Source organism: Streptomyces fractus (assembly GCF_049844455.1).
Taxonomy (GTDB): Bacteria; Actinomycetota; Actinomycetes; order Streptomycetales; family Streptomycetaceae; genus Streptomyces; species Streptomyces fractus.
In genome coordinates, this window is the sequence record NZ_JBMYHI010000002.1 from 5,239,229 (window position 1) to 5,265,642 (window position 26,414).

General features: G+C 69.1%; 32 protein-coding genes. 6 read left to right on the forward strand and 26 right to left on the reverse strand.

Annotated features, from left to right (window positions below):
* Window positions 1-3: 3 nt before the first annotated feature.
* Together ACP4E5_RS25675 and ACP4E5_RS25680 are read right to left on the reverse strand one after the other, a co-directional pair.
* A complete protein-coding gene (locus tag ACP4E5_RS25675) occupies window positions 4-888 on the reverse strand; it encodes a hypothetical protein (protein ID WP_425832527.1) in 885 nt (294 codons plus the stop codon).
* A gap of 50 nt (window positions 889-938) precedes the next feature.
* On the reverse strand, window positions 939-1,811 hold the full coding sequence (locus ACP4E5_RS25680; protein ID WP_425832529.1) for a hypothetical protein: 873 nt from the start codon (window positions 1,809-1,811) through the stop codon (window positions 939-941).
* Between the two features lie 422 nt (window positions 1,812-2,233).
* On the opposite strand from ACP4E5_RS25680, the gene ACP4E5_RS25685 reads away from it, so the two are divergent.
* Window positions 2,234-2,497: a GNAT family N-acetyltransferase gene (locus ACP4E5_RS25685; protein WP_425832531.1), complete on the forward strand. Its 264-nt coding sequence runs from the start codon at window positions 2,234-2,236 to the stop codon at window positions 2,495-2,497.
* Between the two features lie 56 nt (window positions 2,498-2,553).
* Window positions 2,554-3,204 (forward strand): HAD family hydrolase, encoded by a 651-nt coding sequence (locus tag ACP4E5_RS25690; RefSeq protein ID WP_425841649.1) that lies wholly within the window; start codon window positions 2,554-2,556, stop codon window positions 3,202-3,204.
* An 88-nt stretch (window positions 3,205-3,292) separates the two neighbouring features.
* Here ACP4E5_RS25690 and ACP4E5_RS25695 read toward each other — a convergent pair whose 3' ends face one another.
* From ACP4E5_RS25695 to ACP4E5_RS25705, 3 genes are read right to left on the reverse strand one after another with little or no spacing between them, the layout of a single operon-like run.
* Window positions 3,293-4,663, reverse strand: coding sequence for a hypothetical protein (locus tag ACP4E5_RS25695; RefSeq protein ID WP_425832533.1), 1,371 nt, complete (start codon window positions 4,661-4,663; stop codon window positions 3,293-3,295).
* A 34-nt stretch (window positions 4,664-4,697) separates the two neighbouring features.
* Window positions 4,698-4,889: a hypothetical protein gene (locus tag ACP4E5_RS25700; RefSeq protein WP_425832535.1), complete on the reverse strand. Its 192-nt coding sequence runs from the start codon at window positions 4,887-4,889 to the stop codon at window positions 4,698-4,700.
* Between the two features lie 42 nt (window positions 4,890-4,931).
* A complete protein-coding gene (locus ACP4E5_RS25705) occupies window positions 4,932-5,123 on the reverse strand; it encodes a hypothetical protein (protein ID WP_425832537.1) in 192 nt (63 codons plus the stop codon).
* Window positions 5,124-5,292: 169 nt separating this feature from the next.
* On the opposite strand from ACP4E5_RS25705, the gene ACP4E5_RS25710 reads away from it, so the two are divergent.
* The 4 genes from ACP4E5_RS25710 (at window position 5,293) to ACP4E5_RS25725 (ending at window position 8,584) form a co-directional block, all read left to right on the forward strand.
* The gene (locus ACP4E5_RS25710) at window positions 5,293-6,222 is read left to right on the forward strand and encodes a hypothetical protein (RefSeq protein ID WP_425832539.1); all 930 of its coding nucleotides are present in this window, start codon (window positions 5,293-5,295) and stop codon (window positions 6,220-6,222) included.
* A gap of 748 nt (window positions 6,223-6,970) precedes the next feature.
* Window positions 6,971-7,222: a hypothetical protein gene (locus tag ACP4E5_RS25715; protein ID WP_425832541.1), complete on the forward strand. Its 252-nt coding sequence runs from the start codon at window positions 6,971-6,973 to the stop codon at window positions 7,220-7,222.
* Window positions 7,197-7,712 carry a DUF6879 family protein gene (locus ACP4E5_RS25720; RefSeq protein ID WP_425832543.1) on the forward strand — a complete coding sequence of 172 codons (516 nt, stop codon included), beginning with the start codon at window positions 7,197-7,199 and terminating at the stop codon, window positions 7,710-7,712. The genes ACP4E5_RS25715 and ACP4E5_RS25720 overlap by 26 nt, the downstream gene beginning before the upstream one ends.
* Before the next feature lie 5 nt (window positions 7,713-7,717).
* A complete protein-coding gene (locus tag ACP4E5_RS25725; RefSeq protein ID WP_425832545.1) occupies window positions 7,718-8,584 on the forward strand; it encodes a DUF5753 domain-containing protein in 867 nt (288 codons plus the stop codon).
* Between the two features lie 39 nt (window positions 8,585-8,623).
* Here ACP4E5_RS25725 and ACP4E5_RS25730 read toward each other — a convergent pair whose 3' ends face one another.
* The 21 genes from ACP4E5_RS25730 to ACP4E5_RS25830 form a co-directional block, all read right to left on the reverse strand.
* Window positions 8,624-8,881 (reverse strand): hypothetical protein, encoded by a 258-nt coding sequence (locus ACP4E5_RS25730; protein ID WP_425832547.1) that lies wholly within the window; start codon window positions 8,879-8,881, stop codon window positions 8,624-8,626.
* Window positions 8,878-9,069 carry a hypothetical protein gene (locus ACP4E5_RS25735; protein ID WP_425832549.1) on the reverse strand — a complete coding sequence of 64 codons (192 nt, stop codon included), beginning with the start codon at window positions 9,067-9,069 and terminating at the stop codon, window positions 8,878-8,880. The genes ACP4E5_RS25730 and ACP4E5_RS25735 overlap by 4 nt, the downstream gene beginning before the upstream one ends.
* Before the next feature lie 13 nt (window positions 9,070-9,082).
* Window positions 9,083-10,003 (reverse strand): GH25 family lysozyme, encoded by a 921-nt coding sequence (locus ACP4E5_RS25740; protein WP_425832551.1) that lies wholly within the window; start codon window positions 10,001-10,003, stop codon window positions 9,083-9,085.
* A gap of 63 nt (window positions 10,004-10,066) precedes the next feature.
* Complete coding sequence (locus ACP4E5_RS25745) at window positions 10,067-10,585, reverse strand: hypothetical protein (RefSeq protein WP_425832553.1); 519 nt, start codon at window positions 10,583-10,585, stop codon at window positions 10,067-10,069.
* Window positions 10,582-11,055, reverse strand: a complete 474-nt coding sequence (locus tag ACP4E5_RS25750; RefSeq protein ID WP_425832555.1) for a hypothetical protein — start codon at window positions 11,053-11,055, stop codon at window positions 10,582-10,584. Before ACP4E5_RS25750 ends, ACP4E5_RS25745 begins: the two co-directional genes overlap by 4 nt.
* Window positions 11,056-11,066: 11 nt before the next feature.
* Window positions 11,067-13,511 carry a laminin G domain-containing protein gene (locus tag ACP4E5_RS25755; protein ID WP_425832557.1) on the reverse strand — a complete coding sequence of 815 codons (2,445 nt, stop codon included), beginning with the start codon at window positions 13,509-13,511 and terminating at the stop codon, window positions 11,067-11,069.
* Window positions 13,512-13,515: 4 nt separating this feature from the next.
* Window positions 13,516-16,713 carry a hypothetical protein gene (locus tag ACP4E5_RS25760; protein WP_425832559.1) on the reverse strand — a complete coding sequence of 1,066 codons (3,198 nt, stop codon included), beginning with the start codon at window positions 16,711-16,713 and terminating at the stop codon, window positions 13,516-13,518.
* A gap of 176 nt (window positions 16,714-16,889) precedes the next feature.
* Window positions 16,890-17,351 carry a hypothetical protein gene (locus ACP4E5_RS25765; RefSeq protein WP_425832561.1) on the reverse strand — a complete coding sequence of 154 codons (462 nt, stop codon included), beginning with the start codon at window positions 17,349-17,351 and terminating at the stop codon, window positions 16,890-16,892.
* A gap of 11 nt (window positions 17,352-17,362) precedes the next feature.
* A complete protein-coding gene (locus ACP4E5_RS25770) occupies window positions 17,363-17,899 on the reverse strand; it encodes a hypothetical protein (protein WP_425832563.1) in 537 nt (178 codons plus the stop codon).
* 7 nt (window positions 17,900-17,906) lie between these two features.
* Complete coding sequence (locus ACP4E5_RS25775; RefSeq protein WP_425832565.1) at window positions 17,907-18,893, reverse strand: phage tail tube protein; 987 nt, start codon at window positions 18,891-18,893, stop codon at window positions 17,907-17,909.
* Window positions 18,894-18,896: 3 nt separating this feature from the next.
* Complete coding sequence (locus ACP4E5_RS25780; RefSeq protein ID WP_425832567.1) at window positions 18,897-19,100, reverse strand: hypothetical protein; 204 nt, start codon at window positions 19,098-19,100, stop codon at window positions 18,897-18,899.
* A 25-nt stretch (window positions 19,101-19,125) separates the two neighbouring features.
* Window positions 19,126-19,596: a hypothetical protein gene (locus ACP4E5_RS25785; RefSeq protein WP_425832569.1), complete on the reverse strand. Its 471-nt coding sequence runs from the start codon at window positions 19,594-19,596 to the stop codon at window positions 19,126-19,128.
* Entirely contained in the window at window positions 19,597-20,145 is a 549-nt protein-coding gene (locus ACP4E5_RS25790) for a head-tail connector protein (protein ID WP_425832571.1), read from the reverse strand.
* A 12-nt stretch (window positions 20,146-20,157) separates the two neighbouring features.
* On the reverse strand, window positions 20,158-20,376 hold the full coding sequence (locus ACP4E5_RS25795) for a hypothetical protein (RefSeq protein WP_425832573.1): 219 nt from the start codon (window positions 20,374-20,376) through the stop codon (window positions 20,158-20,160).
* A 63-nt stretch (window positions 20,377-20,439) separates the two neighbouring features.
* The gene (locus tag ACP4E5_RS25800) at window positions 20,440-21,690 is read right to left on the reverse strand and encodes a phage major capsid protein (protein WP_425832575.1); all 1,251 of its coding nucleotides are present in this window, start codon (window positions 21,688-21,690) and stop codon (window positions 20,440-20,442) included.
* Window positions 21,691-21,774: 84 nt separating this feature from the next.
* Window positions 21,775-22,530: an HK97 family phage prohead protease gene (locus ACP4E5_RS25805; RefSeq protein WP_425832577.1), complete on the reverse strand. Its 756-nt coding sequence runs from the start codon at window positions 22,528-22,530 to the stop codon at window positions 21,775-21,777.
* Entirely contained in the window at window positions 22,514-23,833 is a 1,320-nt protein-coding gene (locus ACP4E5_RS25810; protein ID WP_425832579.1) for a phage portal protein, read from the reverse strand. The genes ACP4E5_RS25805 and ACP4E5_RS25810 overlap by 17 nt, the downstream gene beginning before the upstream one ends.
* Window positions 23,830-24,006, reverse strand: a complete 177-nt coding sequence (locus ACP4E5_RS25815) for a hypothetical protein (RefSeq protein ID WP_425832581.1) — start codon at window positions 24,004-24,006, stop codon at window positions 23,830-23,832. The genes ACP4E5_RS25810 and ACP4E5_RS25815 overlap by 4 nt, the downstream gene beginning before the upstream one ends.
* Complete coding sequence (locus tag ACP4E5_RS25820; protein WP_425832583.1) at window positions 24,003-25,481, reverse strand: terminase; 1,479 nt, start codon at window positions 25,479-25,481, stop codon at window positions 24,003-24,005. The genes ACP4E5_RS25815 and ACP4E5_RS25820 overlap by 4 nt, the downstream gene beginning before the upstream one ends.
* Complete coding sequence (locus tag ACP4E5_RS25825; RefSeq protein WP_425832585.1) at window positions 25,465-25,764, reverse strand: hypothetical protein; 300 nt, start codon at window positions 25,762-25,764, stop codon at window positions 25,465-25,467. The genes ACP4E5_RS25820 and ACP4E5_RS25825 overlap by 17 nt, the downstream gene beginning before the upstream one ends.
* A 207-nt stretch (window positions 25,765-25,971) precedes the next feature.
* A complete protein-coding gene (locus tag ACP4E5_RS25830; RefSeq protein ID WP_425832587.1) occupies window positions 25,972-26,409 on the reverse strand; it encodes a hypothetical protein in 438 nt (145 codons plus the stop codon).
* Between the last annotated feature and the right edge of the window lie 5 nt (window positions 26,410-26,414).

A 26,414-nucleotide genomic window follows, 5' to 3' on the forward strand; every position in this document is an offset into this window, starting at 1 on the left:
CGGCTACTTCCTGGCCAGCCGCAGCTGACCGCTGTACCCGGCCGTGATCGTGTGACCGTAGAACGGGTCCTTGCCGGTGGTGCTCGCGGTCACGGCGGCGTCGCCGCGCTGGAAGGGCACGCCGCTGGATGGGGCGGCGGAGGCGGACCACGGCGTGGGCTGACCCGGCACGCAGTCGACCTGGGTGCGGTAGGTGCCCCGGGCGGTCACCCCGTCCAGGGTCTGGCTCACGGTGCCGTACGTGTCGAGGGCGACGGGCTCGGTGCAGGTGACGGTGCCGTGCACGAGGGCGCGCCCGTCGACCCGGCCGGCGACGGCGCCGGGGGCGACGTCGAGCCCCAACGCGGTCTCGGCGGGCGGCTCCGGGTTGCTCACGTGGACCTCGCCGTGCAGCGACTCCGTGGCGCCCGGGCAGTGCTGCTCGAAGGTGGCGTCGAGCTTCTTCACGTAGCCGTGGGCCCGGATGTCCACGTCCTGGACGGTGAAGGACCCCTCGTCGAGACAGTCGCGGCCGTCGCCGCGCAGCTCGACAGTGGGCCGACTCGCGTCCGGGTCGGCGGCGGCGCCGGTGTAGGTGCCGGGCGCCAGCGCCTGGACGTCGCCCGCGGGCGTCTCGAGGTGCAGGGCCCAGGAACCGCCGTCCGCCCCGTCGACGAACACGCCGACGCCGGTCGGGACACCGTTGGTGAGGTACCCCTGCGCGGTCAGTCCGTCGGCGTACGCGTACGACTGCCCGCCGCTGACGTACTCACCGGCGTCTCCACTGAAGGAGAGGCTGCCGGACTCGACGTCATAGGCCTCGGCGGTGCCGACGGCGAGCGCCCCGGAGAGGAGGGCGGCGGAGGCGAGGGTGGTGACGGCACGGGTGATGACGCGCGTGGATCTCAAGGGTCTCCAAAGGGCAGTACGAGGACCGGAGTTGGCGTTACGGCGGCCGCTCATCCCTTGCGCAGGGAAACTGTGGTGGCGGCCGTCGGGTCGGTGACGACCGTGTGCCCGTACACCGGGTCGGTCGACTGGGCCTTGTAGCCGACGGAGGCGTTGCCCTTGGCGAAGGGGACGCTGCCGGTGGCGGTGCCGACGGCGGACCAGGCGACGGGTGCGCCCGGGGTGCAGGCGATGTGCGTGTAGTACGTGGCGGTGGCCAGGCCGTCCTTGCCGACGACCTGCTCGATACGCCCGTTCACCAGGACGTCGTCGACGGGTTCGGTGCAGGTGACCGTGCCGTGCACGGTGGCCTTCCCGTCGGCGGACACGGAGCCGGTGGCGTCGACGGTCGCGCCGAGGGACAGCTCGGCGGGCGGCGGCGGGTTGGTGAGGTGGACCTGCCCGGTGAGCCCGGGCTCGGTGCCCTTGCAGTTCTGCGCGAAGTCGGCGTCGAGGGCCTCTACGTACCCGCGGGGCCCGAGCTCGAGCCGGTCGACGGTGAACGTCCCCTCGGACTCGCACCCGTAGAACGTGCCCTCCACGGACAGCTTGGCCCCTCCGACGGCCGGAGTGTCGGTGGCGCCGCTGTACGTCCCGACAGCGAGCTTCTCCCCGGCCGGGGCCCCCATGGTGAGATCCCACCGGTCACCGTTGCCGGCGAGCACGATGACGTGCACGGAATTCTGCTCGCCGTTCCACCCGGCGTACATGGAGTCGCCCGACCCCTCGCCGTCGACGTACGAGTACGGATACCCGCCACCGACCGGGTCCCCCACCTCACTGACGACGTCGAACGTCCCGGACTCCACGTCGACCGCGTACGCCGGCGCGCCCACGGCGAACGTCGTGGCGACGACGGCCGCCGTCAATGCGAACGCGCGCACCACAGCATGCAATTTCAAGATCCCCCCCAGGGGAAACGAAGACAGCGAAGCCAATGACGGGGCTCCTGCCGATGGGGGGCGGCTGGAGGAGTATGCCAACCCCAACAGATCTTCACAAGCAGGTCACAGCCTGCCGCATGTCCCTTGCCCCGAAGGGGAGTTACGGTCCGTCCCATGGAGTGCTTCGCCACTTGGCGCACGCGGGCCTGAGCAGCCCGACTCTCCGCCGCCGCCCCCGGGGCGGCCGAGAGCGGGCTGCTGCGCGCCCACCCTCCCCTCGGCACGAGAGGCACACTCCATGCGTATCCGCGCATTCGTCGACGACGACCTGGCCCCACTCACCGACCTGACCGTTGACACGTTCCGTCCGTTCTTCGAGGAGGTCTTCCGCCCCCTGCGTCGCCGTAGCCGAGGAGGCAGAATTGATCGCCGGCTACGTGGCGTGGCGCGTCGATCCGGACCGAGGGCACGGCGAAGTCGTGCTCCTGGCGGTCTCGTCCCAGCACCGACGACGCCACCTGGGCGCCGCCTTGTGTGAGCACGCCTTCGAGCAAATGCGCCTGCTCGGGGCGAAGATCGTCGAAATCGGCACCGGCGGAGACCCCTTCCACGCACCTGCCCGAGCTCTTTACGAGCAACTCGGGTGCACTCCGAACCCGACGGCTGTCTACTTCAGGCAGTTGTAGGCCCGTGACGCCCGGCCCGTTGGACGAGCGTCATGGACACCTGAAGAGGGGGCTTGGTGACCGACTCCTGCGTCATTCTCGACATCGGCGGCGTGCTGGAGATCACGCCGGAAACGGGGTGGGTGCCACGGTGGGAGGAGCGGCTGGGGCTGCCCCTGGGCACCGTTCATGAGCGGATGCACGACGTGTGGCGGGCCGGGGGTGTCGGGGGCATCAGCGAGCGAGAGGTGCACGCGCAGGTGTCGGCCCGTTTGGGGCTCGACGACCCCCAGGCCGAAGCGTTCCTGGCGGATCTCTGGGCGGAGTACCTGGGGACTCCGAACGAAGAGCTCATCGGCTACGTACGAGGACTGCGGGGAATCTGCCGGCTGGGCATCCTGAGCAACAGCTTCGTCGGCGCCCGGGAGCGGGAGACGGCGCTCTACCACTTCGACGAACTGGTGGAACAGATCGTTTACTCGCACGAGATCGGCATCGAGAAACCCGACCCACGCGCGTTCGAGACCGCGTGCGCCGTCTTGGCCGTAAGCCCGGAAAACTGCCTCTTCATCGACGACCTCCCGACCAACGTCGAGGCGGCCCGGGCGGCGGGCATGCAGGCGCACCTGTTCGAAGACACCCTACGAACCGTCACACGCATCGCGGCTCATCTGAACGGCGGTCCTTGCCAAAACAGAAGGGCCTCACCTCCGGAAACCCGGAGGTGAGGCCCTTCTGAACTGGTGCCCCCGGCAGGATTCGAACCTGCGACACCCGCTTTAGGAGACTGGCTTACCGAACACCCGGAACCCTAGATCACATGGCCTCTGACCTGCGCTCGTACCCGGAGCGCCCCCGACGGTAATCCGCCATGGAGATCGTTTGGGAGATATTCGGGAGATCATCTCCGGCAGGAGCCTTCACCAGGCTGACACGCCCCCACAGCGCCGACCACCCGAGGTTGCGCATCGCCGCCCAGAACAGATCTTCCATCTCGTCGAGGCGGTGCTGCCGCATGTCCGGCGTCGGGTGCTGATACACGCCCTTGATGCCGGGGCGCTTGTGGCCGGCCTGCTCGAAGGAGAGCGCGGCCCGCACGCCGATCTGGTCCTGCCACGAGTCATGGGTGTGCCGCAGCGAGCGCATCGTCATGCCCGGCGCGAGTGGTGCCCACGCCTCCCGGTGCGACGCGCCCTGGCGCATCTCCCGCTCGTCGCGCCCGTCGGCCGCGGGCCGCAGCTGCTTGAGCCAGTTGGAACGCCGCCACCACTTCCCGGTCGGCGTGCACAGCATCCAGTCGAACGGCCAGTCCTGCAGGTGGTATTGCCACAGCCGCGCCAGGAACGGCGGCAGGTCCAGGTCGCGCGTGCGCCACTCGTTCTTGGTCGGCTCGACCTTGAGGACCGTGCCCTTCTTCCTGCCGCTCTCGTCGCGCTCCTCGTACTCGGCGATCTCCTGCACGATGCGCAGCACGAAGCACTGCCAGGTCCCGTTGCCCCACGGCTGGCGCCGCACGCGCAGGCAGTTCGCTCTCTGCAGTCCAAGCCCCTCACCCCAGTTGACCCCGGTCCACGCGGTCGTGATCACGTGCAGCCCCTTCGCCGGACCGAGCCGCTGGGCGACCTGCAGCACCGCTTCCGGGGTGAACACCTTGTCCTCGTCGCTCCCGGCCGGCGCAAGCGCGGGCGTGGTCACCACGGCCTTGGTGCGCCGCCGCCCCTGGATCGGGTTGACCGGCAGCCACCGGGCATCAACGGCGCCCGTGAGGATCGTCGACATGAGGGAGACGCAGTGCCCCTTGGTCACGTCGTCGCACGGCAACGTCATCTGCCACGAGTCGACATCGAACCAGTTCAGGCTGATCAGCGGGGCGTGCTCCCACTTGGGCAGGATGTGCTTGTCGAGCAGGTCCCACCGAGTGCCCACGGTGCGGCCGCGCTTCGGCCGCTCGGCCATGTACTTGCGCGCGAACTTCCCGAACGGCGCCCGGTACAGGTCCGGATCGATCCAGGTCCCTTCCTTGATCTTCCGTTCCTGCTCGGCTCCCCAGTCCTCCGCGATCTTTTTCGTCGGAAACCCGGGCTCGCTCCCCTCGGAGCCGTCGGGCTTCCGGTACTTGGCCCGCCACGTGAACTGCTTGGTGGACTTGCCATTGCGGATCTTGTAGCGCTTCTCTGCGTACGCCACCTGGTTCCCCCCAGTGCGTTGGACGGTGTCGCGGTCATCGGCCTGGTGGGCCAGGCGACGTCCGGCAGGGCAGAACCTGCTTGACGCAGCGCCGCCCGGTGTCCGTCAGCTTGCCGCCCCTGACGAGGGACTGGGCGACGTACACGGCGGTCTCGTCGGGGCGCGGGTCCGCCCAGACGAGGACACCGGACGGCAGGGTGGAGGCGCTGTAGACAGCGACGCGCATGGGTCGTTCCCCCCGGGGATAGCAGCCGGTTGGCTGGGGCTATCAGCCCCAGCCGAGGTCGGACGGGGCGACTGCCGGATCTGCGGGGGAGACGGCCGGCGCGGGGGCAACCGTGCTGGTCTGGCTGGTGCTCGGGGCGGACAGTGCGCTGTCGGCCTGGGCGATGGTGGCCGGAACGGTGACGGCTGCGGCGGTGAGTACGAGCGTGGTGAGGGTCATACGGATTCTGGACATGGTGCCTCCCCGGATCATTCGAACTAAGATTCGAACTGGCGTCGATGAACGGATCCTGACACGTGGATGCATAGTGAACCAAGGGGTTCACGGTGCCAGAATCGGCATATGCCGGAACCGGCATGGCGCATTCAGGGGGGTTGTGGGGATGTTGAGTAGAGGTATCTCCGTGCGGGAGCGCGAGGCGTACCGGCAGGTCGCGGCAGGAGAACAGCCCACGCCGAGCGAGGACACGGACCGGTTGACCGCGCTCGGCCTCATCGAGGAGCGTCCCTACGACAGCACATGGGTGGCGCACGATCCGCGCGCTGTCGCCCGCGGCGTCATGGAGCGGGCCGTCGGTGAACTCGCCCACGCGCTGGCGCAAATGCAACACATCCCCGATCTCGAAACCTTGGCGACGGACTTCGACCCTCACCGCGTTTACGGCGGACCCAGCTCCGAGTTCATCGCCAGCAAGGCCGAGATGAACCGACGCATCGGCGACGTCGCCGAGGCCGCCTCCACATCGGTGCTTACCGCTCAGCCCGGCGCCCCCACAGACCGCGACCCCAAGATTGTCGAGGTCGGTGTGCAACGAACCGTCGACGCTCTGCACGTCGGCATCGACGTACGCAGCCTCTACAGCCCGCTCGCCACTGGACATGTGCAGACTGCGAACAACGTCGACCGGCTCCTCGAGGAAGGCGCCGACGTGCGCACCCTTGCCGGGTCTTTCCCTCGCATGATGATCATCGACGACCGGCACCTGTTCACCAACAACCACTTCTTCCCCGCGGCGCCCGCCGACTGTGGGTGGCATATCACCGACCGCAGCGTGATCACGTGGGCCCGTGCCGTGTTCGACTTCATGTGGTGGCAGGCGGACACCTGGGACCTTGGCCGTGGGCAGGCCATGCCGGTCACGACGTGGCGGCAGCGGCAGATCCTCGCCGAGCTCGAAGCCGGGTACAACAAGCAACAGGCCGCCCGTCGCCTGGACTACGCGGAGCGCACCGTGACCAAGGAACTCGCGGCGCTCCGCGACGCCTTGGGTATGAACACCCTGTACCAGGTCATGGTGTGGTGGGCGACGTGCCCGGATCGTCATCTGAAGTGACCTCCCCATTGCGCGTGGGGCGGCGGCACTTCCGCCGTCGTGCCGCCGCCCGTCCCGCACCCGGGGTCTGGGGGCGCGGGGGCGTGAAGCGGCCGCCCAGCGCACGGGCGCGGGACGGCCGCATTTCCCACCGCCGGAGGATCCGCGGAGATGCCGGCGGCGGGGTCTCAACGCCCGGTCTGCACGGGGGCCGTCTGTGACGGCGGCGGCTTCCTCGGGCACAACAGGTGGAGGTCGATGATCGCGCCGGGTCCGGAGTTGCTGAACACGTCTCGGGTCTCCGACAACTCCCGCGCCAGGATCGGCTGCTGACAACGACCACACACACGGCGGTACTCGGTGTTCACCATGTCCGCGCCTCCCGCAGCGTCGCCGCAAGGGCCCGCCTGGTGGGGCACTGACGCCAATTCGCAGCGCACCGGCTGCACGACACCACGTGATCCAGCAGTGTGCGGAACGCCAGATTCTGCGGAGAATCGGCCAGTGCCGCGATCCCCGTCCGCTCGGTACTCTCGGCCATGTCGACTCCATCCAGTCGGCCACGCCCGGGGCCGTTCACGCGGTCGCCGGGTTTTCTCGTGTTACCGACCGTAGGAACACGGGCGTTCGCCCGGCTACGAAGTTGCACCGAATTACAGGGCAGTTGAATGCCCCTGGTCATGGTGGACACGCGCTCTTGACCTCTTCGCTCGTGGGCATGACGGTGGTGTAAATCGCTGCAACCGACTAGCGCGGGAGGACAGCCATCATGACCATTCACTTCGTGGGGATCGACCCCGAGACGGACGAGGACGGATGCCCCACAGTCTGGGTGGACACAGACGCGGAGGACCTGCTGATCCAGAGCTACCAAGCAGACAGCAAGACGAGCGCGACGTGTGACGCACTGTCGCCTGCCCGAGCGCCGATCCCGCCCGGCGAGACGGTCATCAGGATCCCGAAGCGAATGATCTCGATCATCAGGAAGGCGTGTGATGAGCTCGATCCCGGAGTTCGCTGAACTCCTCGCCGCAGCCCGGCAGTCGGCCGTCCACCTGGAAATGCGCGACGCCTACTACAGCAACCCCCGCTTCGAGGACTGGCAGGCGGGACAACGCGTCGACTGGGACGACCGAGAGTCCTGGTGGCGCCCGTTCCACCAGAACATCGCGGACGCCGTCGCCCGCGGCGTCGCCATCCGCCGCGCCCGAATCGTGTCCGAGCCGGTGACCGACTACATCAAGTGGGAGCACTACCAGACCCGCGCCAACGTAGAGGCCGGCGAACAGGTGCGCTGGCTCCCACGGCACCGGGCGTGGGACTTGCTCCTGCCGGGCAGCGACTTGTGGATTTTCGACGGCCAGCTGATGCGAGTCCACCACTTCTCGGGCGAGGGCGAGTGGATCAGTAAGGAACTGTGCGACGACCCAGCTGTAGTCGGCCGCCACGCTGCCGCATTCGAGAGCGTCTGGGACCGGGCCGTTCCGCACGACCAGTTCGAGGTCAAGTAGCAGGCATGACCACGTTCCCCACGTCCAGCGTGCAGGAAGCACGCGCAGCTCTCGCGGCCCGGCTGCGAGAGCTGCGCCTGGACGCAGGGATCACCGGCAAGGAACTCTCGCGACTGTGCGGCTGGTCCGTCGCCAAGTCCTCACGGATCGAGAACGCGGTCACCGTTCCGGCCGACGAGGACATACGTGCCTGGTGCCTGGCCTGTGGGGCCGAGGGGCAAGCGGGCGATCTGATCGCGGCGAACCGGCAGGCCGACTCCATGTACCTCCAGTGGAAGCGGCTCCAGCGCACCGGCATGAAGCAGCTAGCGGAGAGCTCGGCCAAGCTGTACGAGCGCACCCGCCAGTTTCGCGTGTACGCCTCCCACGTCATGCCCGGCTACCTACAGACACCCGGCTACGCGACCGCCCTCATGGGCACGATCGCGGGGTTCCGTGGCACGCCGGACGATGTGCATGAGGCCGTCGACGTCCGCATGCGCCGCTCCCGGGTCATCTACGAGGGCGACCACCGCTTTGCGACGCTCATCGAGGAGAACGTCCTCCACCACCGGGTCGGCGACCAGGACGTGATGGCCGGCCAGCTCGGCAACCTACTCGCCGCCATGACGTTGCCATCCATGTCGCTGGGCATCATCCCGGCTGCGGTCGAGCGGGAACCGATCATGTGGCCGCTGGAACAGTTCACGGTCTTCGACGACTCACGTATTCACGTGGAGCTGCTCGCGGCGAAGGTGACCGTCACAGCGCCGGGAGAGTTGGACATCTATCTGCGCGCGTTCGCACGGCTCGGGGAGCTGGCCGTATACGGGGCACAGGCGCGCGCCCTCATCACCGGGGCCATCGAGGCCCTCGACCACACCGAGGCATAACGAATAGGCCCCACCCTCCCGGAGGAGAGCGGGGCCCGGTCAGCGGATGAAGAGGGCGACGATGCCCGTGGCGGCGCCGGCCACGCCGGTCAGGGCGCCGAGGGCTGGCAGTGGCCAGCGGGCGCGTTCGAGAGTGCGGAGCCGAGTCTCGTGGTCCTGGATCTGGTTGGCCTGCCCGGAGAGGGCGTCGAGCTTGGAGTCGACCCGAGTCACGACGTCGTGCAGCGATCTCATCTCCTGGTACATCTGGGCTGAGCTGATGTAGACGCCGGGGTCGGCGGGTGGCTGCACGGTCACTCGTAACCGCCCGCGGCTTCGGTGCCCGATCTGTTGGGCACGGCCCACGTGACGCCGAGCGCGGCGAGCAGGGCCACCACGGCGGTGATGCCTTCCTGCCCGGTGATCGTGCCGTCATCAAGGGCGGTGGCGAGCGAGGCGGCGCAGGCCGCGACCGCGGCGACCGCGGCCTTGAGGTACCTCTGCATGGCGGTGTTCCTCTCAGACGTTGGGGACGTGCAGCTTCGACCACGAGGTGGGGCCGGGCGGCCACTTGGCGCTGTCGCCGGTGTAGCCGAGGGAGCGCTGGTACGCCTCGTAGCTGTCGACGTCGGCCTTGCCGAGGGTCGGGCCGGGCCCGACCTGGTAGCGGCCGCAGCCCTTGGCGACGAGGCGCTTTCCCATCGCGGTGAAGATCGGGGACTTCTTTCCGAGCGCGGGCTTGCCGTCCTTCATGAAGAACGACTTGCCGGGGTACGGCTCGTACTGCGGCGCGCTGCTCTCCGTCGTCGTGCCGGCGCCCGCCCACGTGCGCAGCTCGGCGGCGGACATGTAGCAGACGGAGCGGTCGAGCGGGCTGCCGACGAACTGCCAGAACAGTGGGCTCCTGCCGCTCGGCTTCGGGCGGGCCCGCTTCTCGGCCTCGGCGTAGGTGTCCGCCGACGAGCCGGGATACGCCGGGTACCAGAGCGGCACACCGGACGGGACGTGGCCGGCCGCGAGGTCCGTGCCGCTCGTGTAGATGCCGACGCGCTGTCCCGGGAACGCCTTCTCGACCGCCGCGATCCACGTGGCGACCCACGTCTTGATCTGCGAGGCCGAGCGCCCCTTGTAGTTCCGGCCGTCGGTGTAGCGCTCGAGGTCGAGCCAGTGGCAGAAGCCCTTGCCCGCCTGCGACTTCACGGCCGCGATGTAGTTGGCGGCCTCGGCCGCCGCGGACTGGTTCGGCCAGGCGAAGTGGTAGCCGCCGACGACCAGGCCGGCCGCCTTGGCGCCCTGGACGTGGGTGGCGAACTTGGTGTCCCGGCTGTGCTGGCCCTCGCTCGCCTTGATGAAGGCGAAGACGACGCCCTGCGCCTTGTGCGATGCCCAGTTCTGGGTGCCCTGGTGAGCGGATACGTCGATGCCGCGGCACGTGGCCATTCGTACTCCTGACATGAGAAAGGCCCCGGCCAACGGCACGGGGCAGACGAGGGGTTGGGGCGGTTAGGAGGCGGCCTCGTAGCGGCCGGAGGCGTAGAGAATGTCACCGGCCGCCCAGACGAACGGCAGCTGAGAGTCCCAGATGCCGGTGTTGTCGGCACGGTTGGACACCATCGTCTTGAACACGCCGCCGGAGCCGGTGTTGTAGATGGCCGAGGCGCTGTAGTGCAGTGATGTAGACGCGTCGAACGCGTCGACCGTGATGATGCGTTGGGAGAACCCGGCGGCCGGCGCGGCAGGCAGGCCGAGCATCCAGTTCTCGGCGCCGCCTCCTCCGCCTGCCGCGGTGGTGGATCCCCACGTGAGCTGTACGACCCAGTCGACCGTGCGGCCGACCTTGAGGTATCGGCCTGTGATGCTGCCGTTGCCGAGTGTCGGCGCAGCCCCGCCCTCGGCGAGCCACGTTGGCGTGTAGGACGACCAGGCGCCGAGGATGGAGTTCCACTGGTCGCGGATCTCCTGGTTGAGGAGGGCGGCCGAGACGGTCTCGCCGACCACCCAGGTCTTGGGTCCGAACGTCACTGCGGCTCCTCTGGCTCAGGGTCGGCCGGAACCTCCGGCTCCTCGGGGGTGGGTTCAGGTTCCGGTGCGGGCTCTGCAGGGTTGCGGGGGTCGTCGGGGTGGAACCAGAACCGTCGGTCCAGGGCCATCGCTTCGGCCTCGGCGGCGGGAATGTCTTCGGGCACGATGAGCGGCACCCAGTCGCGGCGGCACTGCGCGCACCCGAACCGGGGGTCGAGTACGGACACGATCCAGGCCGCGCCGCATTGGCATTCGGCGACCCACCGGCCGTCATCGATCCGCGCGTACAGGCCCGGATCGTCGGAGACGGTTGCCGTGGGGACGGGCGCCCGCCAGTTCCACTTGTAGTCCACCCACTTGTAGAGGAGTTCTGCGCCGGGTACCTGCGACCAGTCCTGTACGGGCTGGCCGCGCCGCGGGGTGGGTGGCAGGTAGTACGTCTCGGCCTGCACGATCGCGTCTGCAGCCACGGGCCCTCACTTCAGTAGGCCAGCCTGGTGGTCTGGTCGAGCTGCGAGTAGTCGGGGTCACCGAGGATCCAGACGGTGTCGCGGCCGGTGTTGCTGGTGGTGAACTCGATGACGTGCGAGTTGTGTTTGATCGTCTCGGTGTAGCCCTCGACCGTGACGCGCATCTCCGCTGCCGGGGCCTGCGGAGGCAGGCCGTACACGGTGAAGTACGAGCTGATGTCGGCGTCGAGGATGTCGAGGTAGTTGGGCATCGTGTGCGCCTCGATAGGCACGCGCCGCAGCTCGACGCCAGGATCGGCGAAACGCGAGACCAGCCAGTACGCCGCATCCAAGACGCTGTTGTCCGAGGTCTTCAGGATGTTCAGGTCCTGCGGGTACTCGCCGAACGCCAGCACGGACTGAGAGGCGGTGACCCGCTGCGTCGCCCCATTGGGTCGGGTGGCGTCGACGATGTTGACCATCTTCTGGTCGTCGTCCGCGAGCCCGATGCCGGGCTCCAGATCGGCGTAGTCGATCGTGAACGTCTCCGCGTCAGGGTTCGGGTTGTAGCGCACGTCGCGGCTCTGGTAGGCGAGCCCGTACCAGTCGCGTTCGGCGTAGAGCCGGGCCGACTCGGTGGTCTCGACTTCCCGCATGCGGGCCATGACCGAGGATCCTCCGGGTCCTTGGCTGGCGATCGGGTCGTGGGTGGATCCCCACACGGTGATGGCGGACAGTCCGGCGTAGTAGGCCAGGCGCAGCATGCGGGTGTCCGCGGTCTCGCCTGCGTGCCCGTTCATCCCGGCGTCGTAGCGGGTGGCGTGGCTCGGCCCGAACGACACGCTGTTAGCGGTGAAGAGGGCAAAGTGCCCGATCGCCCCCGACCACAGGCGGGTGCCGCGGTAGCCCCCGACGTGCAGCACGCGCATGTCGTGGACCGACACCACATACAGCGAGCTGTCGACGACCGTGCCGTCGATGCGCAGCGTGTGGGACCGCTCGTCGTAGGCGACGTGGTGCCAAGCGCCGTCGGCGAGATTCAACGGGCTGCCGGACGGCGTGATGACCGTGGTGAAGCCATCCGAGATCATCTCGAATTGCAGGCCGCCGCCCGAGCCGAGGGACATCAACAGCTGATAGCTGAGATCCGGCCGGTGGAAACCGAGGATCACACGGTTCGCCGTGGTGGTCTGGATCCACGCCTCGATGGCCAAATAGTCGCCCACGAGGTTCTGGTACTGCGGGCCGAGGTCGGCGGTCAGATACTTGCCGGCGGTGGCCGACACAGGCGTGAAGAGAGCCACCTGCTCGCCGGTCTCGGCCGGGCCCTCGGTGCTGCCCAGGGCCAGGGTGCCGCTGCCCGCGGCGCCGGCCTGGACAGTGGGCAGGGCGGGGGCGCTGGTGCCGGACAGGTCGCCCGCGCTCGTCGCCGCGCTGTCCTCGGTGAGCGGGTAGTAGACCAGCGGCCCGCCGACGATGATCTCCTCACCGACCATGGACCGCAGATTCGGCAGCTTGTTGAGCCGCTTGAACAGGTCCGTCGCCGTGATCTGGACCTTGGAGTACAGGCCCTCCCACTCGATCGGCCATTCATTGACGGTGCCCCAGAAGCGGGGGCGCACGGCGGCGCCGAGCAGGTCCCACTCGATGAAGTCGCCGGTGCCGCCCGTGCGCGAGGCGGTCATCTCCACGACCAGGGACTGCGTGCCGACCCACGCCGGTGTGGCCAGGGTGCGCCGCACGGTCCACCCGAACCCGTCCCCACTGGTCTCGAAGTACGTGGTGCCGGCGCTCTCGCGGATGCGCAGCCACCGGTGATCGATGGGCGAGTAGGGCATGGACACTGCGGCCCCGTCGGAGAAACCCACCTGGTTGTCCGCGTAGAGCACGCCGGTCACAGCGTTGTATCGCCAGCCGAGTCGTGTGCCGTTGGTGGTGGAGTGCAGATAGAGGCCTGCGATCGAGGCCGATGAGCCGTTGGCGCCCGGCACCGTGACCAGCCGCGCGGTGACCTTGCTGCCGGTCAGCTTCCAGTCGCGGCCCGACTGGAAGCCTGCTCCTGCCGTGGGCGACACCGGCACACGGGCGCGCCCGTTCGCCTGGACGGCCCCGCCGTACAGGTTTGCCCACAGCGTCGAGTCGACGCGGCTGCCGTCGAAGTTGTCGCCCAGCTGCGCGAGCGGCCACGGCGCCGACCCGGTGCGCTGCGGGATGACCACGGCGCTGATCCGGATCGGCGCGTTGCGGCGCACGAACGGGTAGTACGGCGACGACGAGTTGCCCGGCGTGAACCGGCCGTCCTCGTTGTTGAGGGTGAGGGTGGCCGTTCCGGGCTGCGTCTCCGACAGCTCGTCGGAGGCACCCCGGGTGACGGTCACCCCCGAGACGACATCAGTGCAATCGGTGATGTCCGTCCACGTGATCGTGGTCGGCGACAGGATCAGACCGCCCCATCCCATTTCGACGAGCAGCGGCACGCGATCACCCCACCTGCAGACTGACGGTCGCGCCCTGCGCGCGCCCGTACCGGACCAGCACCTTCTGGAACTCGCGGGCCACGGCCACCGGGTCCATCGCGTTACCGATGGTGACGTAGACGTTCATGCCGCCCCCGGCGCCGGCCGCGACCGCGGGCCGGCCGATGACCGGCCGTGTCCCGGCGACGCGTCCGGCGACCGTGCCGAGCGCGCGGTCGAGGACCGGGGTGCGCTCGGTGAGCCCGGCCGCCAGGCCCTCGGTGCTGTAGCGGCCGACCTCGGCCATGACGCGTGAGGGCGAGCGGATGCCGAGCGCCTTGCGGATCGCCTTGTCCATCCCCTTGGCGATCTTCAGCATCTGGTTCTCGATCGCCTTCTGCTGCGAGGACAGGCCCTTCAGGAACCCCCTGCCCGCATCCTTGCCCGAGTCGTACAGGGCGTCGGCGCCCGCGCGGCCGAGCGTCTCGGCCTGCGCGTTGATGCCGTACTGGGTGGTGTTGATCTCCTTGAACAGCTTGCTGCTCGCACCCGCCAGCGCGGACGCGTAGGCGTAGCCCTCCTCCGGCCCCATGGTCAGGATCTCCCTGAGCATGGTCTTGTTGATGCCGCGCTTTTTGAGCGTGTAGATGTACGAGGTGAAGGTCTTCATCTTCGCCAAGCGCTGCTGCAACTTGGAGTTGATGCCGGACGCGGTGACCTGCTCGTCGCCCTCGAACATGCCGCCCAGCGACGCCGATTGCTTCGCTCCGACACGGGTCGTCTCGGCGAAGTCGGTGGCGCGCTTGATCGTGGCCGCGATGCTGTCGCGCTTCCCGGCCAGGCTGGTCAGCGTCTTCGTGTGCTTGTTGACGTAGGCGACGAGCCGGTTGTCCTTCGAGCCGGTGAACGCCGACCAGATGTCCTTCGCCAAGTCCTTGGACGTCGCCTTGATCTTGTCCTTGGATCCGGTCAGCCCGGAGATCAGGCCCTTGCCGACGTCCGCCGCAAGCGCCTTGGTCCGCTTGGACGGAGAGGCGATCTGCAGCTCGGACTTCATCGCCGTGATGATGTGGCCGGCCGCCGAGCGCGCGGCCCCGCCGATCGATCCCATCGAGCCGAGCAGGCCGGCGGTGAGGCCCTGGCCCGCGGCGAGACCGATCCCCGACGGGGAGTCGAGGTGCGCGCCCGTGGCCATGGCACGCGACTCGGGGTGGCTGAACACGGTCTCGCCACCGGCGAACTTCACCAGCTCGGGACCCTCTTCACCGACCACCGCCCACCCCGCCTTGGGGCGACCGCCGTCGGCGAACCCGACCAGGCTGCTCACGGCGTCCAGACCCGCCTGCATGCGCTTCTGGACAGTGATGGTGACGGTCCTCGACTGGACCTTGTTGAGCTGTGCGACCACGTTGCGGGCCGTCCGGGACACCAGGTCCGTCGCCCTGAGAGTCGGCTTCCGGTCCTTGATCCCGGCGAGCTGGCCCTTGGCCGTGCGGACCTTGTTCTGCAGGTCGTCGATCTTCGCGAGCAGCGCCGCCCGCTTGGAGGCGGGCACCGTTTTCAGCTGGGACTTTGCCGTCTGAAGCTGCGCCTGCCACGAGTCGATGTTCAGCTTCAGCTTGCCCGCGGACAGTTTCGGCCCGACCGAGTCGGCGAACCCCTGCGCCTTGTCCTCGACGATCGCCAGCCCCTGCATGTACGAGGTGCTGAACTCCTTGAACTTGCTGTCGGCGGTCTTCAGTTTGTCGCCGAGCCCCGGCACCCAGCCGAACGCCGAGGCGCTGGCGTGCAGGATGCCGCCCAGCGCGGTGACGACCCCGGTCGCCATGATGCGGAACGCATGGATCAGTTGGGGCACCGCCTGCACACCGTTCTGGACCAGCGAGAGCAACGCCTCGCCGCCCCTCCTGGCGTACTCCATGATGCCGATCTTGTTGGAGTTGATCGCATCCGAGAGACGCTGCAGCGGCCCCTTGGCCTGGTCGATCTTCGAGAAGGACGGCAGGAGCGAGCCGACGACGGCGGAACCGATGTCTGACAGCGTGGGGCCGATCAGCGAGCCGATCTGCCGAATCGACTTCAGGCCGTAGCCAAGATCCTTGAAGACCGGCCCAAGCGCCTTGATCCCCTTGCCCAGCCCGTCCAGCAGTGTCGACGCGGACACACCCACGTTCTCGAACACCTGCCCGAGCAGTGGGCCCAGTGAGCGGCCGAGCTCGCCAGAGAAGCGGCCGACCGCAGGCAGCAGTTTGGTGAGCATCCCGAACAGGCCGTCGAGCCCCTTCGCCGAGCCCGAGATCCCGACCTTCAGCCCCTCGAACATGCCGGGCAGTCCCTTGCCCAGCACGTCACGGATGCCGCTGGACAGTGCGGTGAGCGTCGGCTTGGAGGCGGCACCGAACGACAGGAAGCTGCGGCCGAGTTGACCGACCCCGGTCGCCATGTCGACGACGAACCGCTTGCCGAGCGTGAGGTTGGTCTGCAGGTCCCGCTGGAACCCGGACTCGCGGAACACGGACCCGGCGCGCTTGGCGAGACTGCCGAAGGTGCCGCCGAGGTCGGTCATGTTCCGGCCGAGGACCTTGACCAGCGGAGACGCGGCCTTCACCGCGCTGGTGAAGCCGGGCAGCATCGCGGCCTGGACGTCCTTGCCGATCCCGCCGAACTCCTTCTTCAGCGAGACGAGTTCCTTGGTGAAGCCACGGGCCTCGGGGGACAGCGACTTGAGCGCCTTGTTGTACTCCTTGGTGCCCTTGGTCTGCGCCTCGAGCGCGTCGCCGACCCCGGCGAATCCGAGCTTCATGGTGCCCGCGGCGAGCCCGGCGCCGGCCATCATCGGCACGACGGCGCCGAGCGCGGGCAGCAGAGCCAAGCCCGCCACCGCGGCAGCCGCCTTCAGCTTCACGCCGAGTCCGCCGCCGCTGTCACCGATCGAGGCCGCGGCCTGGCTGCCCGCGCTGGCCACATTGTCGAGCCGGTTGGACAGCGACGGGAGACCGTCGCCCATGTCGTCCGCGGCCCGCGCCGTGGTGAGGTAGTTGCCCTGAAGGTCCCGCAGGTGGCCGTTGGCGTCCTGGGTGAACCGCTGCACCGACGCGGACGACGACTGCATGGATCCGTCGAGGCGCTGGTGCAGCCGGGCGGCGCTGTCGCCCGCATGGTTCAGCGTGCGGCTGAGTTCGTCGCGGCCAGTGAGAATGAAGTTCAGGCGCTGCCCAGCCATGCCGCCCTCCCCTGTGGTCGGGCGGGCGGCGGCCCGCTATTCGGTTGTGGCGGCCGCTCTCAGGCGGGCCTCGTGCTGGTCGATCCACGCGGTAAGGAAGTCGAAGTCGTCGATGTCGAGATCGTCGACGTCGCGCGCGGTGTAGTGCAGGTACAGGCCGAACAGCGGCAGGTAGGTCAGGCGTCGGTCTCGGAGCCATCCGTCGGGACCGCCGTCAGCTCCTGCGCGGGGGCCGGGTCTTTTGGGGCCTGCGCTTCCTTGATGGCCAGCTCGCACGCCTCGCGGTCGTATGCGGCGTCGCGCAGTTCGTCGAACGCGCCCGCGAGGGAGTCGGGCTTGTCGCCGAACACTTCCATGACGTCGGCGGCGAACTCGACCACCTCGTCCGCGTCGAGCTTCACCTGCAGCTCGTCCTCGAACGGGTCGAACGCGGTCAGCCGCAGCGACGGCTCGGCGCGCTTCTTCAGCACCCACGCCACCGTGCGCAGACTGGTGACGTCGCCCATGCGCAGACCGCGCCGGACCTCGTCCCACTTCATGTCGGCGGTGCGCTCGATGATCTGCACCTCGCTTGTGCGCAGACGCCGGGCGTTGAGTTCCTCGGTCTCGCCGCCCTCGGGCGTGTAGAAGATGAACACGGTTGCTCCTGTCAGGTCAGACGGCGGCGCACGTCGTCCAGGACGCGGCCGACCTCACGCTCGATACGGGGGGTGTGGGAACGGACCGTGTTGTCCCACCAATAGGGCTGCACGTACTGGCTCGCCCAGCGGCGCCGATTGCCGAACACGGGATGCCGGATGCGTCCTGGGGGCGGGCCCTCGTTGAGCACCTTCGGCATGTTCTTCATGTCGGCCGGCAGACGGCCCCGGTCGATCCACACCCGGGCACCAGCACCGCCTGCGCTGGTGCGCACGCTGATACGGATGGCGTTGGCGATCGTGGCGCGCAGGGGCCGCGTGGTCGGCGACGGGCCTCCGTGCGGAATGGCGCCGTCGCGGTTGCGCTTGCGGCCGTCCGACCGGATATCCAGGCCGCGGATCTTGTCCTGCAGATCGTCCTTGAGCGGCTCGGCCGCGCGCCGGATCCGCCGCTGCATGCTGCTGCGGATGTTCTCGTTCCCGGCACTCCGCAGTCTGCGCTGCAGCTCGAGCAGAGTGCCGGTGTTGAGCAGACGGACGTCACGCACCGCGCACCTACAGGGTGCTGTCGGTGCTGATGTACTCGATGGCCGGCTGGTTCGTGCCGTCGTACAGGCCCGTGAAGCTGATGGTGGGCTTGATGACCTCGAACCCGTCGACGGTGGGCGGTGCCTCGTCGACGCGGATCGCGGGCAGCTTGATCCGGAACGTCTCGAAGTACGTGCTGGCGATGTTCGGGCCGACGAACTCCCACACCAACGCCGTCGCCGCGTCGCTCGTGTGCAGGTCGTCGAGGACCGTGTCGACGTAGTCCATCTCCAGACTGCCGGTGATCTTCACCTGGTCGTTGGAGATGGGTTCCTTCTTGAGCCCGGCCTGCCCGGCGTAGAAGCGCTCCACGTTCTGCGGGCGCTCGATCTTCACCGACACCTTGCGGATACCGTCCCGCGCCACCTCCGTGCCGAACGGCCCGGTCTTCAGCGCCATTTGCCCGAAGTGGAACGGACTCATCGCCGCGTAACTCGCGACGACCAGGGTCTGCGCCTCGTCGCAGTCCTTGCAGTCGAACTCGAACGAGGCGGTGAGCATCCCGCCCTGCTCGCACGAGAACTCCGCGCTGGTGACCTTGCAGCCCAGGAACGTCTTGTCCACCACCGAGCCGGTGGTCAGCGGCACGCCCTTCTGGATCACCAGGGACTTGCCCGCCGTGTCCGCGAGCGGGTGCGTCTGCAGGTACGCGGGCCCGGCGCCCTGCTGCACCGGCGTGACCGTCGTCCCCATCACGGCTTGGAGCAGCAGCCCCATCCCCTTGTTGGTGACCTCCATGTCGACACTGCCCGAGGCCTGCCGCTGCGTGACCACACGCCGCCCGGACAGCGGCAGCAGGCGGCCGGCCGCAATGCCCGCGGACTGAGCCGTGGTCTTCTTCAGGACCAGGGATTCCTTGGTGAATTCCAGGTGCTTGGACGGCGCCACGTAGGTGCCATACGTCGTCTCGGCGCCGACGCTGAGCTGGGCGCCGAGCCCGGATCCGATCGCCATGGATCAGTCCTCCTTCTGCAGCGACTTCGCCGCGGTCTTCTTGGGCTTGGCGCCCGGCTCCTCGATCGACTCCCACATCGCCGTCTGGCAGACGTAGGCCTCGAACCGGTCGTCGGGCACTTCCACGATCTCGTCAGGCTCGACCGCGCGGCCGCCCAGCTCGGGGACGGTCACCGGCTCGGGCCCGATCAGACGCACACGCGCCATGGGGAACTCCTCGGGTGGTGGTGGATCAGATACGGGCCCGGCAGGCGACCGAGAAGGCGAGGCCCGCCAGGGCGCCGTCGCTGGTCTGGTCCTGCGTGAGGCTGCCAGTGGTCAGGTGCGCCCACAGCACGGTGCCGTTCAACGTGGGCGCCTGCGGGGCGGCGTCGGTGGCGCGCAGCGCGTCCTCGACCACAGCGACCATGTCGAACACGGTCTCGCGGCGCAGACTCATGTCCTTGTCGCCCGCCCACGCTTCGGCGTAGCAGTGGATCGTGAACGACTCGTCGCGGGTGCGGGCGCCCGCCGCGTTGAAGTCCTGCTCGATGTCGACAGCGCCGTCACCGCCCGGAGTCCAGCCGACGCACAGGCGGCGCTTGCCGCTGAAGTTCGTGGCGGTCGGCCCGTCCACGATCGTCACATCGGACAGGGCCGGGGCCGCGCGCAGGATCTGCAGCAGAGCCGCCACCGCCTCCGGGGCACGGGACGTCGTGGCCATCTACGCCACCCCCGGCGGAAGCTTGTACGCCTCGAGCAGCTGCAGCACCCGGTTGGGGATCGCGTACCCGAAGCCGGGGATCGGCTCGGACACGGAGTAGTCGTCGCTGCCGCCCTGCCCGCGCGCGCTGCCGTACTGCGTGCGCCACAGGTGCTGAACCAGGATCCGGGCGGCGAGCGCCACAGTGGCCGGCACCTCGGCGCGGCCCGCCGTGTAGGTCACGGTCCACGGACCGCCGTGGAACCGGCCGCCGTTCAGACGCCGCACGATGCCCGTGGCGCCGTCGAGGTGCAGCTGCGCGACGTCGAGTGGCGCCCCGCCCGTCAGCTGCGGGGTGACGGAGACGAGCGTCAGGGCCGGGACCTTCAGCAGGCACAGGGTCGACCCGCGGCCGTCGATGGTCTCGGTCACCGTGCGTTCCTCGACCGCGCCGACCAGGTTCTCGATGGGCGCGGTGACAGCGTCGATGTACGCCTGCAGCTCGGCGTCGTCGCTGTTGCTCTCGATGTCGAGCTGCGCCTTGGCCTCAGCCAGGGTGATCAGTCCCATGCCCGCTCTTCCCTACTCGCTGCGGGTCTCGGCACGCTTGGCGCGGCCGCCGCCGCGCGAGCGGGCTGCGGCCTTCTCGGCGCCGCCGTGCTCCTTGCCTGCGTCGACCAGCTCGGCGCGCGAGCCGTCGGCCCACGCCTCGGCCGCCGCATCGTCGACCTCGACGACGTCGCCCGCGACCCACGAGAAATCCAGCCCGGCGATGGACTGCAGAATCCGGATACGCGGCATGCCCGCGCCTCCCTTCGGAGCAGGCGGCCCCGGCCATACGCCGGGGCCGCAGTGCGGGCAGGATCAGGTCGCCGAGTGGGCGTAGACGCGGAACGCGGCGCCGTCGTCCGGCTTGGCGTCCAGGCGCAGGAAGCCGAGGAACCCGACCTGCAGGTAGTCGGCGTACCGCTCGTCGAGGCGCATCATCTGGCCGCCGGACACCTGCCGGACCACGTAGCCCGCAGCGATGTCGCCGTACCCGATGGACTTGGCATTGGCGGCCGGGGCCGGGATGCCGTTGTCGATGAGGACCCCGGCGCCCATCAGCGAGGACGGAACGCCTGCCTGAACGGAGGGCTCCCACAGCGGGCGGCCCTGCGAGTCCTTGAGCTTGCGCACAGTCTTGAGCGCGGAGTCGGACATGGCCCACTGCGCGCTCGCCCGGTACGCCGGGTCGATGGAGTGCTGCAGGTCCACGAGGTCGTCGTAGGTGACGGACGTGGTCTGCCCGGTCGCGCCGGTCTTGCCCGCGGTGGCGTTGGTGAACAGGCCCTCGGGCTGCGCGGTGCCGGTGCCGGTGGCGAGGTGCGCGGCGACCGCACGGCCGATGCGCTCGCCGAGCTTGCGGGTCAGCCACGCCTCGACGCCGAACACGTCGTCCTGCACCAGCTGCAGCGACAGGCGCACCAGCTTGGAGGTGTAGGTGTAGGCGCCGAGCGTCTTCTGTCCGAGCGTCACGTCCTGCTCGGTGACCTGCGAGTTCTCGGCGAGGATCGCGCCGACGTTCGCCGTGTCGTCGTTGGTCGGCCAGTTCAGCGGGCTGCCGGACGCGGTGGTGATGACGTTCGCGGCGCCGAGCAGGCCGCCGTATGCCTTCATCACCTCGGTGATCTTGTTGAGGGTCTCGGTCGGGATGAAGTACCCGCCCGCGGTGCCCGGCGACGTCGCGCCGGCGCGGATCTCGGCCTGGTTCGACATCATCAGCGTGCGCTGTTCCTGGGACAGGCCGCCCATGCCGTTGCGCACGTAGGCGTCGAACGCGTCGCGGTAGGCGGCGTCGCGGTCGATCTCGCTGCGGTCCTCGGGGTTGTCTCCACCGCCAGTGGCGATGACGGCCTGGTCGCGCTGCACGGTGTCGAGCCGGGCCGCGCGCTCCATGCGCTCGATGTCCGAGGACAGCTCGGACAGTTCGGTCTCGGCGCGGTCCCACTTCTCGCGCTCCTCGGCGGTCAGCGCGTCGCGGCTCTCGGCCTCGGCGCGCTGCTGGATCTCCTGCATCTCGGACCAGACGTTGGCCCGCTTCTCGATCGCTCGGGTGAGCAGAGTCGACGGCATGGTGGCGGTGTCCTTTCACGGCACGCCAGACAGCCCCACGGCAGACGCCACGGGGCTGAAGGGGAATGGATGGTGGGGTGAGCGCTAGAGCCCGTAGCGGGCGGCCAGCGCCTTCATGCGCACGTCGATGGGCAGACCCTGGTGCTGAGTGGACACCGCCGGCTCAACAAGCTTCTGCTCGTCGCGAGTGGACTCTCCCGGCTCGCGTTCGATGTGCACCAGGTCGAGCAGCTCGGGCCGGTGCCGGGCGGCGGCCTCGACCGCGGCGAAATCGCCACGCCGATCCAGCGCCCGCGCCACGGCCTTCAGCTCGGCCTCGGTCTCGGTGTAAGCAGGGAAGGTGACGGCGCTGACCTCGATGAGGCGCACCTCGCGGATCGTGCGGACGTCGACCTCAACGGGGTCGGCGCCCTCGACCTCGATGGTCTCCGTGGCCCAGTCGTCCTTGACCACGTAGAAGCCGAAGCTCATGCCCGTGATGTTGCCGTTCCGCAGGTTCGCCTTGAGGTCTCGTACGTACGACAGCTCTGTGTCCAGCGCGGAGTCGACTGGTAGACCGTGCTCGTCTTCGGAGAGGGTGAGGGTGCCGGCCGACATGCGCGATACGACGTAGTACGAGTCGTGGTCGATGAGGAACCGAGCGTCTCCCTCGGCGAGGGTCTTGGTGAAGGCCCCTGCAGCGATCTCCTCGTAGAACCCCCATCGGAGCGGATTGCCGATGGCTGTGCGGCTGTTGAACTTGGCCGCGTACCCGCCGAACCTTTCCTCTCCTTCAACCGCTCGGATGGCGACGCTTGCGGCGTCGAGGGCCAGATGGCGCGTCTCAGCGCTCGTCGTCATCGTCGGCATGGTCGCCTCCTTGTGCCTCGTGGTCGGCCAGCAGGCGGCGAGCCTCGGCCATGAGCGCGGCCGCGCGGACCGGCGCCGGCGCATCGTCCGGCGCCAACGGGTTCGACCCGAGCGGCGCCATGTACGTGGGCTGCAGGTAGGTGTCGCCCTCGGGCCCCGCGATCGGGGGGAGTTCCTCGAGGGCCCTGATGTCGTTGGCGGACATGACGCCCGTGTCGCGCATCGCCCGGTAGAACGTCGCGCGCGACGAGCTGTCGCCGCGCAGCAGGCCCTGCAGCCGGTAGTGCGCGTACTCGTTGGGCGGCAGCAGCTCCTTGGTGATGCGCTGCTCGGTCGGCGCCAGCCACGTCGGGCCCAGGTCGAACGTCACCCAGCCCTGCGCCTGCTGCTCGAGGCCAGTGCCCCAACTCGTGGACTTGGCGGTCTCGGACAGCAGGAACAGCGGCACGCCGAACATGCGGCTGATCTCGGTGACCTGGAACTCGCGGGACTCCAGGAACTGCGCGTCCTTCAGCGGCATCGTGACCGGCTTGAAGGTGGCGCCGCTGTCCAACACCGCCACCTCGTGGGCGTTTTCGATGCCGCCCGCCTTGGCCTGCCACCGCGCCTTCAGCGCCTGCGCCTGCTCGGCCTCCAGGCGCTGCTCGGTCTGCAGCACGCCGGACACCATGTTGCCGCGCCCGAACAGCTTGGCGGCGCCGAGCTCGGCGGCCTGCGCCAGTCCGATACCTTGCCGGGCCAGCGAGACCGGAGACAGGCCCTTGAGCCCGTCGTAGCCGAGGCCCGGCAGGTGCATCAGGTCACGCGGCGTGAGCCGGTGCAGCACGCCCCAGTCGTCGGTCGCGTAGAACCATTTGCCCGACGGGTTCTCGGCGGAGGGCCGTTCCCGGTCCACTGTCACCCGGTCCGGTGACACCGGCCACAGCTCCTTGACCTGCCCGGATGGCGCCCGCAGCTTCTGGATGTACCCGTTGCCCCACAGCACCTTGTGCACGTAGGCGAGCCGCCACAGTTCCAGCGGCGTCAACTCCGGGTGCGGGTCGGCGAGCAGCGGTGACTCGGTGCGGTCCTTCGTGCCTGCCCGGTACGACTGCAGTGGCAGCGACGCCGATACCCCGGCGATGACCGCCACCGACCGCCACACCGCCGGCATGTGCAGCGCCGAGCGCTCGGAGACCTGTACCCCGGCTTCGGACTTGCCGCCGCTGAGCCAGTCGAGCAGCGACGAATCAGTGAGCGGCGCCGCCGGATTCTCGGGTGACGAGCGGCGGTCGAACAGGCCGAACAGGCTCATGAGGTCGGCTCCTTACGGTGCGCGGCCGGCCGCGTGGCCAGCTTCTGCTCGACGACCACCACGCCCAGGACGCCGCCCAGGATGAGCGCTGCGGGCACGTAGATGGCCGCGACGCCGTAGAGCACGGCCAGGACGCACACGACTTCCACCACGGTCAGGACAGCGGTTCTCACCACAGGTTCGGCGCCCCTTCCTCTTCCTCGACCTCGGCGCCGAGCCCCCACTTGGCGAGCGTCACCGCCACCAGCGGGCTGATGTCCACGGACACGATCCGGCGCGCCCACGCCCACGCGTCGCCGAGCGGACGTTTCTCTGCGCCCGCCAGGGCTGCGGAGAGCGGCGCCTGGTCGAGGTGGGACAGGGACTGCTCGGTGACCGCGTCGTAGAACTGGCCGCAGGCCGCGGCCACTTCACGGGCCTTGGGCTGCACGATCCCGACGCCGAGCCGCTCGGAGAGTTCAGCGATGAGTGATCCGGCGGGGCCGCCCGCGTCGACGACCCAGCAGCGCGGCTTGTGCCGCCTGTGCAGCTCCTCGGCGCGGTCCAGGATCCAGCCCGCCCCGGGGCGGTGGTCGACGACCTCAACGTGGGTGCCGCCGCGCCACGGGCCCGCCACGGCGATCGCGGCGTGCGACCGCTCGGGCGTCATGTCGATGGCGAACACGAGCGGGCTGCCGGGCTCGGAGTCCGCGGCCGCGAGCGCCCGCCACGGTTCCTCGCCGATGACCTGCCAGGTGTCGGCCTGGTCGTTCGGGTAGACGCCGACGCCGAGCCGCTCGCGCTCGAAGATGCCGCCGGTGCCGAGGCTCGCGCGTTCGTTCCGCACGAACTCCGGTGTGATCAGGATGCCCAAGCTGGGGTTGGCCTTGGCCCAGGCCGCGACGTCGGCGGGGTCGTCGTGGTCGGTGCACGCCGAGCCGCACTCGTCTCTGTGCGCGTCCACCGACCACTCGAAGTAGGCGAGGCTCGGGTCGGGTGTGCCGGACTCCAGGGCGTCCTCACAGCGGCGTCGCAGGCGGGCCAGCTGCACGGAGGTCGGGCCGATCCCGGCCGAACCGAGGTACCAGATCTGTGGGTTGGGGACAGCCGACAGGGTCGGCATCAGGGCGCCCATGGCGTCGTCGCCAAGGATCATGTCCTCGTCGAGGATCACGCAGTCCCCGGTGAAGCCACGCCCGGACCCGCCAGAGCGGGCCAGGAAGTGCAGCTTCTGGCGCGTGACCAACTCGATCGATGTCTCGGTGGTGTTGTTCAGGATCCGCTTGACGCGCTTGGCCAGCGAGGGGGTGCCGAGGATGAGGGACCGGATCCGCTCGAACCCGACGCGCGCCGTCTTGAACTCGTGTGCCGAGTGGATGATGACGCGCTCGCCGAGCAGGAACAGCCCGGCCAACTCCCTCGCCTCGATCACACCGCCCTTGCCGTTCTGGCGGGGGACGTTCACAGCGACCTCGAACGAGGACCACTGGCCGTCGGCGCGCTCGCGCAGACCGACGTCGAGGACGTGCTGCTGCCACGGGAACAGGTCCAGGCCGGCGAGCTTGGCCAGGTCGACGGCCTCACGGCCGGCGGACGACAGCCAGTCGGGCGGCACGGTGGACAGTCGCGGCGTCTGGACACCCACGGTCGACTCAGGTGCGGCGAGCACGGACACGGCGCTCCTTCCCCTGATGCAGCAGCTGGTCGACGTCGTCGTTCTCGACCTTGGGCGGCGCGAGCTTGCGCAGGGTCTCCATCGCTGTGCGTAGCTCCCGGCCCACGTTCGCCAGCGCCGTCTGGTTGCCGCCCTTGTCAACGGACTCGGCGAGGGTGATGGCGAGTTGGGCCAGGCCAGGGGCGATGGAGCCGACCCCGAGTTGATCAATCTCGGCGGCGGTGGCGTCCGCGTTCGCGCCCATGATCACCCCCGATGTCACGCAGGGTGACGTCACGCAGAGTCGCTAAATCGCTGGCGCTCGCTTCGGCGGATCAGCGGGTACGGGCCCCGTGTGTAAAACAGGTCTAGAAGGGCGTTTGGGTCGCCCGGCCCGGCGCCCAACTTTTGATCCACTCTCGCCCGCTCGACCATGATCCACAGTGCGCGTCGACTGATCATCGGGCCGGGCGCGCCCGGTGGGCACCCCCCCGGTGGCTTTGAATCACCAGCGGCGCGAGGACTGCGGCATGCCGGTGACTGACTGTCGTCGGCGGGCGTTGTACCACCGCGTGGCCACGCCCTCCATGGCCGGTGATCGCATCGCTGCGATTCGCTTCATGACGACTTCACGACCGGGATCAACAGCCACGATGCGAGCGTTCAGCCGCTTGTACTTGGCCATCGCCTTGGGGTTCGGCATGGTGTGGATCAGGTAGACGTCGAGGCGGTCGAGGTGCTGTATCGCCTCGTCCATGGCTGCGTAGCGGGCACGCTGGGCGACGCGCACGATCAACTCGCCTTGGTTCCAGTTCGGTGCGCCTGGTCCGGAGAGCGACATGGCGATGCGGTCGAGGTCGATGACGATGTCCTCGGGCTTGGCGTGCGCGTCGATCCAGCTGCTCTTGCCTGCGGCCGGCGGCCCGGTGACCACGTAGAGCACGGCCA